The sequence below is a fragment of the Nitratireductor rhodophyticola genome (assembly GCF_019891355.1).
Lineage (GTDB): Bacteria > Pseudomonadota > Alphaproteobacteria > Rhizobiales > Rhizobiaceae > Nitratireductor > Nitratireductor rhodophyticola.
The window spans coordinates 313560-325865 of record NZ_JAHSSF010000004.1; the positions used below are offsets into that span (position 1 = coordinate 313560).

Sequence of the window (12306 nt, forward strand, 5' to 3'; positions counted from 1 at the left end):
CTATGAGCCAGCACGGCGGCGCAAGCGCCCTGGCGATCATGCGCCGCATTGAGGAGACCATCGATGCCGAGACGGCTGCGATCCGCAATGATCCTGCCTTCGACCTCAAGGCTTCCAACGCGCGCAAGAGCCGCCACCTCTACGAGCTCACCCGCGCGCTCAAAGGAGCCAACGAGGCCGGTCTTGCCAATGCGCACCGCGACGCCCTTATCCGCCTGCGCGACAAGCTCGCCGACAATGAAGCCACCATCCGCGCGCATATGGGCGCGGTGAATGAGGTCGCCGATCTGCTCCAGGACGCCATCCAGCGCGCCCAGACGGACGGCACCTACTCTCAGCAGGAATTCGGGCAGGCCTCGCCAGCATGATCAAGTTCGTCTTCGCCGCCCTCTGGATCTGCGCCGTGACGGTTGGAACGATGCTTTATTCGTTCCAGTTCTCACAGGCCAGGATCAGTGCCGAGCCGCCGCCTGCATTCTTCGGCGGTCTCGACTATGTGAGCACCGATGTCATATCGGTGCCGGTCATCAAGGCCGGGGCGGTGGACGGCTACTTTCTGACCCGCCTCTCCTACTCGGTCGATTCCAAGAAGCTGCCCGCCTTGAGCATCCCGGTGGAAACGATGCTGGTGGATGAAATCTACTCCCATCTCTATGCGAACCCCACGATCGACTACGCCAGCGAGGATGGGTTCGATGTCGCCGCCTTCCGCGATGGCCTGCGCGAGAGCATCAACAAACGCGTGGGCGAAAAGCTCATCCACGAAGTTTTCATCGAACAGGCCGACTATCTCTCGAAGGCCGAGATCCGTGACAAGACCGCGCGCAGCCGCCTTGGGCCAGCCAACGCGGCACCCCTACCGCAGAAGAACGCTCACTAGGTCGCCGTGCGTCCATGCGGACGCACAAAGGACGATCTAAACTATAAATGGAGCATCGGAATAACCCGAAAACCGGATTCCACTTTTCGGTCCGATGCTCTAGCGTCGCGGCCTATCAATATGGCCGCAGGGTCGGCTTGAACGCAGGGTTCACTCTTTCGGTCCGGCGTTTTAGGGCCGGTCAACGCTTACACGAAGTGGGGAACCGATCCGGGTTTCAGGCTCTCACGCCTCCGCTTTCATCCCCCTGGCCCTCGTTGCCCATCGGGTTTACGCCCTGCCCCAACCATAAACCGAGCAAAATGGTCAGGCGCGAGAATCGTTTACATATGTCTAAAAATATAAATTTGGATATTTGAAAAAATATCTCTCATAAAGATTATATTAGGAAATAGAAGGCGAATAAAACCTGCTTTCTGCGAACTTTTGTATCTCCGCGCCTCATTCCTGTCCAAAATCGATTTGTTTAATGTGGATATAAGGCGTTGCCTTATACGGCCAACGTATGCAAACAGTCTTTCGCTACTGCTTTTATCTCACCATTTTTCGGTAGAGACGCGGAGCGCTGTTTCGACGCTGCGATTTGCGCGGGCCGAAAGAGTATAGTTTGGAGATTTACAGTGACGATGACCCAGCCCTCGGTCGATATTTCCGCCCGGACACCGGACAAAGATTACCTTAATGTCTTTGATACAAATGCAAACAGCCACTGCTTACCGCTTCTGGCGACAGCCATCGGGTACAAGCTGCGCCGCGCGCAGCTTGCCGTTTTTCAGGATTTTCAGAAATCGTTCGCCTGCGTAAAGCTGCGGCCGACGGAATTTGCGGTGCTATCCCTGATCGCCACCAACCCCGGTCAAAAACAGACCGAAGTGGCGGAGCAGCTCGGCATCAAACGCGCGAATTTCGTTGCACTTATGGATTGCCTGGAAACCCGGGGCCTCGCCGAGCGCCGCAAGGGCGACATTGACCGCCGCTCGCACTCGCTTCACCTCACCGCGAAGGGTTCGGATTTTATCGCCGAGATATCCAAGCTGTGGACACAGCACGAGAAGCGGATCATTGAAAGACTGGGTGGAGAAGAGAACCGAGACGCTCTGATCGCACTTCTCGACCGTCTGCTTGCCGGCAAGAAAAGAACGCCGATCCCGCGTCGCTAAGGTCAACAAAGACGTTGACGTAAACGTCAACTAGCGTCTAGTGTCGGCCATCGGCAACGCGTGCCTCGCACGGGTGAAGCCAATTGCACGACAACACAGCGTAGATGCGTTTACAGGGAGAATATGCATGGGGATGGACGCAATCGCCGAGAAAGTGAAGGCACGCGTGGCAGACTCGGGTTTCGACCGGTCAGTGAAATTCGACTGCGGCAATGACGGCGTCGTCGTCATCGACGGAAACACGGTTTCCACCGAAGACAGTGACGCCGATTGCGTTATCAGCCTGTCGAAAGACGATCTTGAAGCGATGATCGCAGGCGATCTCGATCCAACCGCAGCCTTCATGCAGGGCAAGCTCAAGGTCGACGGCGATATGTCGGTCGCCATGCAGCTCAGCCAGGTTCTGTAACCGGCGCTGGACAAACGGGGCGTTTATGCACCCCGGGACAGGCATTTTCGGGCGGATCGCGATACGAGAGCGGTCCGCCCTTTCACTTTACGCAACCAGATTCCGGGTGATCCCGGTGCGACCGCTGGCACAGAGCGTTCCGGATGCGTTTGCGAGCACACCGGGCCGGAGTTCGAGCGCCAGAAACCGATCCGTCTCATAGGGCCCGGGCATGGCAAGCGCACCCGTCAGATCGGATGAGAAGCCAAACCGCTCGTAATAAGCAGCATCGCCAACCAGAAGGATCGCTGTGTGCTCCAGTCGACGCGCCTCGGCGATTGCATGGCGCATCAGCGCAGCCCCGACGCCACGTCCCGCAAGCGCAGTTTCCACCGCAAGCGGCCCGAGAAGGAGTGCGTTTGCCCCCTCTGCGCCCAGGCGCACGTTCCAAAGCCGGACAGAGCCGATCAGATATCCTGCCTCGTCACGCGCCACGAAGGCCAGCCCCTCGGCCGGCAGACGGCCACGGCGCAGCTTCTCCGATGATTTCAGCCTGCGCTTGGGTCCCATGACACGGTCGAGCAGAGCCTCGCGCTCAGCCACGTCCCGCGCGGTTTCACAAAGAATAGAAAAGGCGTGCGCTGGTGCGCCACCGACAACAGCCTGGTTCATGGCCTCGATCCCGAAATCCGAGAAATCCGGCCCGCGCAGGTTTGCGCGGGCAACCCGTTTCACCTGTCAGATCACATAGGATCGAAGCGGCTCAAATCCGTTGAAGGCCACCGATGCGTAGGTCGTGGTGTAGGCGCCCGTACCCTCGATCAGCACTTCATCGCCAATGGTCAGCGACAGCGGCAGCGGGTACGGGGTCTTCTCATACATCACGTCGGCGGAATCGCAGGTCGGACCGGCCAGCACGCATGGTGCCGTTTCGCTGCCATCGTGACGCGTCACGAGCGGGTAGCGGATCGCCTCGTCCATGGTCTCGGCCAGACCGCCGAACTTGCCGATGTCGAGATAAACCCAGCGCACATTGTCGTTATCGGCCTTCTTGGAGATCAGGACGACTTCCGACTTGATGACGCCGGCATTGCCCACCATGCCGCGGCCCGGCTCGATGATGGTCTCGGGAATTCGGTTGCCAAAATGCTTGCGAAGCGCCGAGAAGATCGCCTGACCGTATGCCTGTGCGGCAGGCACGTCACGAAGATACCGCGTTGGGAAGCCGCCGCCCATGTTGACCATGCGCAGCACGATGCCCTCATCCGCCAGCGCACCGAAGACACCACGGGCATCCGCCAGCGCACGATCCCATGCATCGAGGTCGGTTTGCTGCGAGCCGACATGGAAGGAAACGCCATAAGGATCGAGGCCGAGCGTACGGGCATGGCGCAGAACATCGACCGCCATGGCCGGAACACAGCCGAATTTGCGCGAGAGCGGCCATTCAGCGCCGGCACCATCCGTCAGGACGCGGCAGAACACGCGTGAACCGGGAGCAACACGCGCGATCTTCTCCACCTCTTCCTCGCAGTCGACGGCAAACAGGCGAATGCCAAGCTCGTAGGCGCGCGCGATGTCGCGCTCCTTCTTGATCGTATTCCCGTAGGAGATGCGATCTGCGGTCGCGCCCGCATTCAGCGCCATCTCGATTTCCGCCACGGAAGCGGTGTCGAAGCTGGAGCCGAGCTGAGCGAGAAGGCGCAGGATTTCCGGCGCAGGATTGGCTTTCACAGCATAGTAGATCCGGGAATCGGGCAGTGCCTTTTCGAAGGCGCAGTAATTGTCACGCACCACATCGAGGTCGACGACGAGGCAGGGACCGTCGGGACGTCGGGTGGCGAGGAAGTCGAGAATGCGCTGGGTGGCCATATGTCTCTCCAATTGCGGCTTCCGGGCCGCGTTACCGAAGCTTCGAAACTGCAAAAGCGAACCTCGCTTCCGCGGTGGACAAAGGGCGCGGCATGCGCACACGGGAGCCGGCAGGTGGAGAGCACCGGAACCAGTTCATGCGACAACGCGCTACGATGCATTCCCGCCTCGCGGCGAAGATGCGCTTTGTCTGCCTCAGCTTTGGATGGGAGACCCCAACCGCACTGCCGGCAATGAAGGTGTGCCTCTTCAGTAACCCCGGCTTTTGGACAGCCGGCAGACACCAGAAAGGCCCGCACCGTCGTTGCTTCAAGATGTCCTCGGTTTGATGGTTGGCCATCAGACCGACTGGAGCGGTTAGGTCCAGGTACCGTACCGGTTTCCTCGCCATATTCGAGGTCCGGCGGACACCCACAGGCACGTGCGACTTTGGGCAGCGCGGATATAGTCGCAACGACTGTCACAATCAATGAAAAATTTTGTGCGCTTGAAAAAAAGAGCGCGAATGCCGACCTTTGGCGCTCTGGGGCCGACGAGGAAAACGAAGATGATGAAGATGCGCGATACGCTGAACGCTTTCCTCGACTATCCGGACGCCCCTCCTCCATCATCTGGCGAGGGCCCGCTGGCAGGCCTGACGCTCGGCGTGAAGGACATTTTCGACGTTGCCGGCTATCCGACCGGTGGCGGCAATCCACGTCGGGCCGAAATCCATCCCTGCGCCCCCGGCACCGCACCGCCGATCCAGCGTCTTCTCGATGCAGGCGCCCGGTTCATCGGCAAGACCCAGACAGACGAACTGACCTTCTCCATGATCGGACAGAACGCCCATTACCCGGCGCCGGTCAATCGCGCCGCGCCCCAGCGTTTCACAGGCGGTTCGTCTTCCGGTTCGGCGGCTGCCGTCGCCGGCGGGCTGGCCGACATCGCCGCAGGCTCCGACACCAATGGTTCAATCCGCGCGCCAGCCTCCTACTGCGGCCTGATCGGTCTCCGCAGCACCCATGGGCGCATTCCGCTCGACGGCGCCATGCCGCTTGCCCCTTCATTCGACACGTTTGGCTGGTTCGCACGCGACGCTGCAACCTATGCCCGTGTCGGCGAAGTGCTGCTCGGCAACGACCCGTACGACGATCACCTCGCACGCCCCGTTCGGATCTCGGAATTCGAAGCGCTTCTGTTCGGAGAGAAGGAGCGCGCCGTCTACGGCACAATGCTTTCGACGGTCGTGCATCATTTCGACCGGGAGGCCGCCTTCCTTGCGCTGCCTGGTTCCCTGGAAGAGCTTTTTGAATGCTTCCGCATCATCCAGGCTTTTGAGGCCTGGGAGGTGCATGGCGATTTTATCCGCAGTGCAAAACCGGAACTTGGCCCCGGTGTCAGGGAACGTTTTGAGTTTGGAAGCCGCATCAGTGCTGCAACCGTTGCCGAGGCCCGCGCGGAACGCCGGCGCTTCCAGCAGGATTTCGCCGCGCTCTTCGACCGCGACATGGTGCTGGTCATGCCGACCCAGCCGACCGTCGCACCACTGAAAAGCGCGACACTCGAAGAGCTCGACCGCTACCGCGGTCTTGCACTCAAACTCACCGCCATCGCCGGCCTGCTTGGCTGGCCGCAGATCACAATCCCCCTCGGCCAGGTGCATGATGCCCCCTTCGGCATCTCGCTTCTCGGACCCGCCGGCAGTGACCGGCAGCTCATCCGCCTTGCCGCCGATATCCTCTCCGGAAGCTGAAGGAAACTCCCTTGGATACACTCAGCCGTATGCGCGCATTCGTCGATGTTGTCGAAGCGGAGGGCTTTTCCGCCGCCGCCCGCAAAGTGGGAAAGTCGAAGGCGCTTCTGTCGAAATATGTCCGCGAACTGGAAGATGAACTCGGCGCGCTCCTGCTCAACCGCACCACAAGGCAATTGTCCCTGACGGAGGCCGGTCACACCTATTTCGCCCGGGCCGTCGAGCTCTTGCGCGACGTTGAGGACCTTGCCGAAGCGGTGCGCGATTCCTCTGGAGATGTGCGCGGCAGGATCAAGCTTTCCGCACCCCGCACATTCGCGGACGCTCCAATCGGCCAATCCCTGATCGATTTTGCCAGGGCGCACCCCGATGTCACGCTCGAGATCAATCTTGACGACCGTTTCGTGGATCTCGTCGAGGAAGGGTTCGATCTCGCCATTCGCATCACCAAGCTGGCCGACTCTTCGCTCATCGCCAAACGTCTGGCCCCCTTCCGCGTGGCGCTTTGCGCCTCACCCGATCTGATCTCCCTTCACGGAGAGCCCAGAAGCCCACAGGATCTCACCCACCTGCCCTGCATCGTCGACACAAACAGCCGTTACCGCCAGAACTGGCCCTTCAGGCTGGATGACGGAACCACCGTCAATGTCCCCGTGACCGGGCGCCTGGAGGTGAACAGCCCCATGGCAGCCCGCGCTGCGGCGCTATCGGGCCTTGGCTTTGCGATCCTGCCCGACTTCATCGCGGACCCTGAAATCAGCGCCGGCCGTCTCGTGTCTCTGCTTGAGGAAAACAGTTTCGATGGCGCCGGGATTTACGCCATCTACCCACACCGCCGATACCTGCCTGCAAAGGTCCGCGCCCTGGTGGACTATCTCGCGCAATGGCTGAAAGAAAATTATCCAAACAAATAACACATCGTCCAATTTCCGCCCGGTTCGTGTAGAAGACAGCACAAGCCAGATGGGAGCGGGACGATTGCACATGGCGATTCGGACAAATTTCATGCTCAGAGCGGGGACCGCCCTTTTTGCTCTGTCTTTTGCGGCGTCTGCCTTCGCCCACCCCCACGTCTTCGCCGAAGCCAGGCTTGACGTGAACGCGGATGGCAATGGAAATGTTGCCTCCCTGCACCATGTCTGGCGCTTCGACGACCTGTTCTCCAGCACGGTTCTCGTCGAGTTCGACAAGAATCAGGACCTCGCACTCGATCAGGCAGAGCTGGACGAGGTGGCGAGCGTGGTTCACGGGTCGCTTGCCGACTTTAACTACTTCCAGCTTGTCACCCGGGATGGCAAGGATGTGCCCATGCAGGCACCCGAGCGGCTCATTGCCGATTTTGTCGACAATCAGCTCATCATCCTGTTCGAATCGAAGCCCGAAACGACTCTCCCCCTCACAGGCGAGATCGCCTTCGGCGTCTACGACCCCACATTCTACACAGCCATCGACTTTATCGAAGACAGCTACATGACCGTCAACAACCTCCCGGCAGGCTGTACCAGCAGCGTTGTCCGTCCGGACCCCGATGAAGCGATCGCCCAGAACCAGCAGACCCTGACGGACGCTTTCTTCAACGATCCGACCGGCAATGACATGAGCAAGATTTTTGCGACTCGCCTGGAGTTAACCTGCAGCAAGGATAGCTGACCCATGCTCCCATCCCGCCGTGTCGTCATTGCCGCCGCAGCGATCACTCTTCTGGCCGCGGGCGCGGCAATGGCGCAAAGCTCGCTCGGCATCGGCGCGGCCGAACCGGCCATCACCCCGACCGGCCCTTTTGCCGGCACCCTGCAATGGATCAACACCCAGCAGCAGGCCTTTTACCGCACGCTGACCGGCGCGCTGAAGGCGATGCGCGAAGATGGCAGCAGGCTCTGGGTTCTGATCGGTCTCTCCTTCGCCTATGGCGTTTTCCACGCAGCCGGGCCGGGACACGGCAAGGCCGTCATCTCTTCCTACATGCTGGCCAATGAGGTGGCGCTGCGCCGCGGCGTCATCCTTTCCTTCGCTTCCGCTCTTCTGCAGGGGCTGACCGCCATCGTCCTTATGAGTGTCGTGTTCCTTGCGCTACGTGGCACCTCGATCTCCATGACCGACGCCGCCTGGTTTCTGGAAACCGTCAGCTTCGGCCTGATCGCCGCTTTCGGCGCCTGGCTCCTGTGGCGCAAAACCTCGGGCCTTATCCGCACCAGCGCCCCCGCACCGCAACCCATGCACAGCCTTTCGGCAGCGCATGTCCATGACCACACACATCATCACAGGCATGCGCATTGTGGCGATCATCACGACCATTCCACCTGCGATCACGACCATCACCACCCGGATGAACACGCATGTGGACATGACCATCATCACGGGCACGCGCACGAGCATTCGCATGATCACGGTCCCGGCGAGGTCTGCCCCAGCTGCGGTCACGCACATGCGCCGGATCCCGCCCTGCTGACGGGTGAGCGTTTTGACTGGAAAACCGCAGGCTCTGCCATCGCCGCCGTGGGCATACGTCCCTGCTCCGGCGCACTGATCGTGCTCACCTTTGCGTTTCTCAACAGCCTCTGGCTGGGCGGCATTCTGTCGGTGGTCGCCATGTCGATCGGAACGGCGATCACCGTTTCGGTTCTGGCAACCCTTGCGGTTACGGCAAAGAACTGGGCGGTGGCGCTGTCAGGCGGCAACCGCGCGAGCAACCGGCTTCACAACGCGATAGAGATTGGCGGCGCTGCCCTTGTCATGGTTCTGGGCCTCACCCTCCTTGCCGCAAGCCTTGCGGCCTGACCCGGGAAGGCCGTATCAGTTGCGCTTCCGCTGAGCGCGGGCGCGCAACCAGAAGACCATGAAGAACGCCAGCACGAACAAAACCGCGAACCCACCGGCGACCCAGGGCGAGTACGCGCCGATTGCCAGCATGATGCGTGGCATCAGATAGGCCACAAGACCAAAGCCGATGAGGATGAGCGCGGCTGCGATCGCCGCCTTGCGATTTTCCGACAAGTGATCCTGCCTGTCCGTTCGCCGCACTTCAGGGTTACTCCCTGAAAGCTTCCAGCCGTTTCTTTTGATGGCCTTCCTTATCGAAATTGGCTAGATCAAGCCATGCGTCAAATGCACTTTTTACCGCAGGCCATTCGCTGTCGAGTATCGAGAACCAGGCAGTGTCACGGCTCTCTCCCTTCACCACCATATGCTGGCGAAAAACACCTTCATACGTGAAGCCGAACCGCTCTGCTGCCCTGCGCGATGGCAGGTTGGCATTGTTGCACTTCCACTCGAAGCGCCGATAACCCAGATCGTCGAAAATGTGGCAGGCGAAGAGATAAAGCGCCTCGGTTGCCCGTACGGTGCGCGAAATCCCCGGCCCCCAATAGATGCTTCCCGCCTCGATAACACCATTTGCGGGGTCGATGCGCATCAGCGCCTGCCGGCCGCCAACCTGCCCCGTCTCCCTGTCGATCACGGCATAGAAGAACGGGTCCGCACTTGTGGCCGCCTTCTCAAGCCACGCTGTGAACGCCTGCCTGCTTTCCGGCGGATATTCGGCCAGCCAGCGAAACCGCTCTCCCGCGTCGGCAACGCTGGAAACGGCATAAAGACCATCGCCGTGGCGCGCAGGATCGAGTGGCTCAAGCAGAACTGTGCGCCCCTCCAGAACCTGGCGCACCGGGCGCGGTCGGGCTGTCCAGTTTTTGAGGTCGGTCTGCATAGGGGTGTTCTCCAGCCTTGTCTACCGCTCTGCAAAGCACGGCCGCACATGCCCAAAAAGGCCCAGCACCGCATGCAGACCTGCGCCAGAGAAATGATTGGAGAAGGATGCCAGAAACGGACGAGGCGGCCACTGGTCGGCCGCCCCGTTTCGAACCGTGCTTGGGAGGAGGAAAGCCGATCCGACAATCGAAAGCCTAACCACCAAATCGTTAACGTTTACTTAACGAAAAGCCTCAAAAGGCATCTATCTCGTCACGATCTCAGGCCCCATAAGGCTGTATGGCAGCCATGTTGACATAATCGGCATATAGGTAACCAGTATCAGGAAGATAAACAGAACCAGTACGAACGGCGCCGCCGCGCGCACCACCTGGATCAGGCTCATGCCGGTTATGCCGCTCGTCACGAACAGATTGAGCCCGATCGGCGGCGTGATCATGCCGATTTCCATGTTCACCACCATGATGATGCCAAGATGGACCGGGTCGACGCCCAGTTCCATGGCGATGGGAAACACCACCGGCGCAACGATCAGCAGCAGGCCCGAGGGCTCCATGAACTGCCCGCCCAGGAGCAGAAGCAGGTTCACCGCAATCAGGAAGGTAAACCAGGTGAACCCCGCATCGACCATCAGACCGGTGATCGCCTGTGGAATGCGCTCGGCCGTGAGCACATGCGCGAAAAGCAGCGCGTTGACGATGATGAACATCAGCATCACCGTGGTGCGTGCGGCATCCACGGTCACCTTGCGCGTTTCTTCATTGAAGAAGGCGCGCAGGAAATTCCGGCCCATCAGGCTCAGATTGCGCCGCCAGATCGGAAGGCTTGCAGCCAGCAGCCCCGGCAGCGCCGCCAGCCCGTCCCCGCCGCGCCACAGCGCGTAAGCCACCATGGCAACCAGAGACAGGGCGAGCCCCGTAAGCGTGCGCCCTTCAAAGGTGACCCCTTCCCAGTCGGCGGTCAGAAAGAAGCTGAGGATCATCCAGACAAAGAAAAGCGCGAGCGCATAGACTGTGGCGGAAAACCCCACCCGCGCGCGCCTGCCGTCGTCCTCCTTCACCCACCGCTCATCCTTCATCGGCCCCATGTCGCGGTAGACGAACAGCGCCACCGCGAAGGAGTAGACAGCGGCAACGGCCGCCGCCTCCGTGGGCGTGAACACCCCGCCATAGATCCCGCCAAGAATGATGATGATCAGAAACAGACCCCAGCCGGCCTCCTTGCCACCCGCGACGATCTCGTGAAACCCTTTCCACTCTTCCGCCGGCAGGTTGCGCACCCGTGCCATCACATAGATGGCAACCATCAGCATCAGTCCGGCGACGATCCCGGGCACCACACCGGCCAGAAACATACGCCCGACCGAGACGTCCGTCGCCGCCGAATAAACAACCATCACGATGGATGGCGGTATCAGAATGCCAAGGGTGCCCGCATTGGCGATGATGCCGGCCGCGAATTCCTTGGAGTAGCCCACCTGCCGCATACCCGCGATGGCGATGGTGCCGATGGCAACCACCGTTGCCGGCGATGAGCCGGAAAGGGCCGCAAACATCATGCAGGCCAGCACAGACGCCATTGCCAGACCGCCGCGAAAATGGCCCACCGAAGCAATGGCGAAGCGGATGATGCGCCGCGCCACGCCGCCCGTCGACATGAAGGCCGAAGCCAGAATGAAGAACGGGATCGCCAGAAGCGTGTAGTTCTGCGAGGCAGTGAAGAGCTGCAGCGCGACGGAAGAGATGGAATCGCTGGAGAAGAAGGCGATGATGATCAGCGACGAGAGCCCGAGAGCCACCGCCACCGGCACCCCAAGAAACAGCAGGAGCAGAACAAGGACGAAGAGAATGGCTGGTTCCATCGCCGCTACTCCTTCAGGGCATCTTTGTTTTCAGCAACGAGGTCCTCCGCCTCGTGGCCGGCAATGATCAGGTCGCGCTCACCCCTGGCGATCCCCACCACACCCTGCAGGGCGCGAAACGCGAGGAGTGCCAGGCCGACGGGCAGCATGAGATAGGCCACCCAGCGCTGCACACGATCCTGCAGACCGAACGCCTCCTGCATCCACAGCGGATACCGCAGGTCGTCGAGCCCGGTGCCCCGATCAAACATGAACGTCCAGTAGCCGATGGCGCCGGTCTGGCGCCAGTTGGTGGACACATCGGCGCCCACCAGCGTCATCCAGCCCGCATAGAGAAGAATGAAAGCGTAGAGGAAAACACAGACGGCACCGAAGATCGCCACCGCTTTGAAGAGCCGCGAAGGAAGCAGCCTGATAAAGGCATCGACCCCCAGATGAATCCCGTTCTTCACGCCATAACTCATCCCGAACAGGATCATCCAGGCAAACAGGATGCGCGTAAACTCCAGCGCACCGCCCCAACCGCTGTTGAAACCGTATCGGGCGACAACCTGCGTGAAAGAGACGAACGTGATGGCTGCCAGAAGAATGGCAAGAACGTTTTCTTCAAACCGCCCGACCGCATCGGGAAAACGCCGTTCCAGGAGGAACATGACGGCCACGATTGCCACAAGCCCGAGCGCCGGCCATATCAGAACCATGATT

The 12306-nt window shown here is 60.5% G+C and carries 14 protein-coding genes; 8 read left to right on the plus strand and 6 right to left on the minus strand.

Features of this window, described 5'->3' with window-relative positions:
* The first annotated feature begins 2 nt into the window (after positions 1-2).
* From KUG85_RS16990 to KUG85_RS17005, 4 genes are all read left to right on the plus strand, one after another.
* Positions 3-368 carry a hypothetical protein gene (locus KUG85_RS16990; RefSeq protein ID WP_374730097.1) on the plus strand — a complete coding sequence of 122 codons (366 nt, stop codon included), beginning with the start codon at positions 3-5 and terminating at the stop codon, positions 366-368.
* Positions 365-880 (plus strand): hypothetical protein, encoded by a 516-nt coding sequence (locus tag KUG85_RS16995; protein WP_223006163.1) that lies wholly within the window; start codon positions 365-367, stop codon positions 878-880. Before KUG85_RS16990 ends, KUG85_RS16995 begins: the two co-directional genes overlap by 4 nt.
* 626 nt (positions 881-1506) lie before the next feature.
* Complete coding sequence (locus KUG85_RS17000; RefSeq protein WP_065815745.1) at positions 1507-2040, plus strand: MarR family winged helix-turn-helix transcriptional regulator; 534 nt, start codon at positions 1507-1509, stop codon at positions 2038-2040.
* A 127-nt stretch (positions 2041-2167) separates the two neighbouring features.
* Positions 2168-2449, plus strand: a complete 282-nt coding sequence (locus tag KUG85_RS17005) for an SCP2 sterol-binding domain-containing protein (RefSeq protein ID WP_065815746.1) — start codon at positions 2168-2170, stop codon at positions 2447-2449.
* An 87-nt stretch (positions 2450-2536) separates the two neighbouring features.
* On the opposite strand, the gene KUG85_RS17010 is transcribed toward KUG85_RS17005, so the two are convergent.
* Both KUG85_RS17010 and odc2 read right to left on the minus strand, forming a co-directional pair.
* On the minus strand, positions 2537-3100 hold the full coding sequence (locus KUG85_RS17010; protein ID WP_223006366.1) for a GNAT family N-acetyltransferase: 564 nt from the start codon (positions 3098-3100) through the stop codon (positions 2537-2539).
* Between the two features lie 66 nt (positions 3101-3166).
* Positions 3167-4300 (minus strand): ornithine/lysine decarboxylase, encoded by a 1134-nt coding sequence (gene odc2 / locus KUG85_RS17015; protein ID WP_007008597.1) that lies wholly within the window; start codon positions 4298-4300, stop codon positions 3167-3169.
* Positions 4301-4847: 547 nt separating this feature from the next.
* Between odc2 and KUG85_RS17020 the strand changes: the two genes are divergently transcribed.
* The 4 genes from KUG85_RS17020 (at position 4848) to KUG85_RS17035 (ending at position 8813) form a co-directional block, all read left to right on the plus strand.
* Complete coding sequence (locus tag KUG85_RS17020) at positions 4848-6035, plus strand: amidase (protein WP_223006164.1); 1188 nt, start codon at positions 4848-4850, stop codon at positions 6033-6035.
* A gap of 11 nt (positions 6036-6046) precedes the next feature.
* Positions 6047-6949 (plus strand): LysR family transcriptional regulator, encoded by a 903-nt coding sequence (locus KUG85_RS17025; protein ID WP_223006165.1) that lies wholly within the window; start codon positions 6047-6049, stop codon positions 6947-6949.
* 70 nt (positions 6950-7019) lie between these two features.
* Positions 7020-7685 carry a DUF1007 family protein gene (locus KUG85_RS17030; RefSeq protein WP_065815748.1) on the plus strand — a complete coding sequence of 222 codons (666 nt, stop codon included), beginning with the start codon at positions 7020-7022 and terminating at the stop codon, positions 7683-7685.
* Positions 7686-7688: 3 nt separating this feature from the next.
* Positions 7689-8813, plus strand: a complete 1125-nt coding sequence (locus KUG85_RS17035; RefSeq protein ID WP_223006166.1) for a nickel/cobalt transporter — start codon at positions 7689-7691, stop codon at positions 8811-8813.
* 15 nt (positions 8814-8828) lie between these two features.
* On the opposite strand, the gene KUG85_RS17040 is transcribed toward KUG85_RS17035, so the two are convergent.
* The 4 genes from KUG85_RS17040 to KUG85_RS17055 all read right to left on the minus strand — a co-directional run bounded on the left by KUG85_RS17040 (position 8829) and on the right by KUG85_RS17055 (position 12302).
* A complete protein-coding gene (locus KUG85_RS17040) occupies positions 8829-9029 on the minus strand; it encodes a hypothetical protein (protein ID WP_065815750.1) in 201 nt (66 codons plus the stop codon).
* Between the two features lie 34 nt (positions 9030-9063).
* Positions 9064-9738 carry a GNAT family N-acetyltransferase gene (locus KUG85_RS17045; protein ID WP_223006167.1) on the minus strand — a complete coding sequence of 225 codons (675 nt, stop codon included), beginning with the start codon at positions 9736-9738 and terminating at the stop codon, positions 9064-9066.
* 246 nt (positions 9739-9984) lie between these two features.
* On the minus strand, positions 9985-11601 hold the full coding sequence (locus KUG85_RS17050) for a TRAP transporter large permease (protein WP_223006169.1): 1617 nt from the start codon (positions 11599-11601) through the stop codon (positions 9985-9987).
* 5 nt (positions 11602-11606) lie between these two features.
* Positions 11607-12302, minus strand: coding sequence for a TRAP transporter small permease (locus tag KUG85_RS17055; RefSeq protein ID WP_171900066.1), 696 nt, complete (start codon positions 12300-12302; stop codon positions 11607-11609).
* Positions 12303-12306: the final 4 nt, after the last annotated feature.

Bases quoted from the DNA above. Each gene is read 5' to 3' on its own strand.
- KUG85_RS17000 (WP_065815745.1), top strand. From the start codon at position 1,507: ATGACCCAGCCCTCGGTCGATATTTCCGCCCGGACACCGGACAAAGAT.
- KUG85_RS17030 (WP_065815748.1), top strand. From the start codon at position 7,020: ATGGCGATTCGGACAAATTTCATGCTCAGAGCGGGGACCGCCCTTTTT.
- KUG85_RS17035 (WP_223006166.1), top strand. From the start codon at position 7,689: ATGCTCCCATCCCGCCGTGTCGTCATTGCCGCCGCAGCGATCACTCTT.
- odc2 (WP_007008597.1), bottom strand. From the start codon at position 4,300: ATGGCCACCCAGCGCATTCTCGACTTCCTCGCCACCCGACGTCCCGAC.
- KUG85_RS17050 (WP_223006169.1), bottom strand. From the start codon at position 11,601: ATGGAACCAGCCATTCTCTTCGTCCTTGTTCTGCTCCTGCTGTTTCTT.
- KUG85_RS17005 (WP_065815746.1), top strand. From the start codon at position 2,168: ATGGGGATGGACGCAATCGCCGAGAAAGTGAAGGCACGCGTGGCAGAC.
- KUG85_RS16995 (WP_223006163.1), top strand. From the start codon at position 365: ATGATCAAGTTCGTCTTCGCCGCCCTCTGGATCTGCGCCGTGACGGTT.
- KUG85_RS16990 (WP_374730097.1), top strand. From the start codon at position 3: ATGAGCCAGCACGGCGGCGCAAGCGCCCTGGCGATCATGCGCCGCATT.
- KUG85_RS17010 (WP_223006366.1), bottom strand. From the start codon at position 3,100: ATGAACCAGGCTGTTGTCGGTGGCGCACCAGCGCACGCCTTTTCTATT.
- KUG85_RS17020 (WP_223006164.1), top strand. From the start codon at position 4,848: ATGATGAAGATGCGCGATACGCTGAACGCTTTCCTCGACTATCCGGAC.
- KUG85_RS17045 (WP_223006167.1), bottom strand. From the start codon at position 9,738: ATGCAGACCGACCTCAAAAACTGGACAGCCCGACCGCGCCCGGTGCGC.
- KUG85_RS17055 (WP_171900066.1), bottom strand. From the start codon at position 12,302: ATGGTTCTGATATGGCCGGCGCTCGGGCTTGTGGCAATCGTGGCCGTC.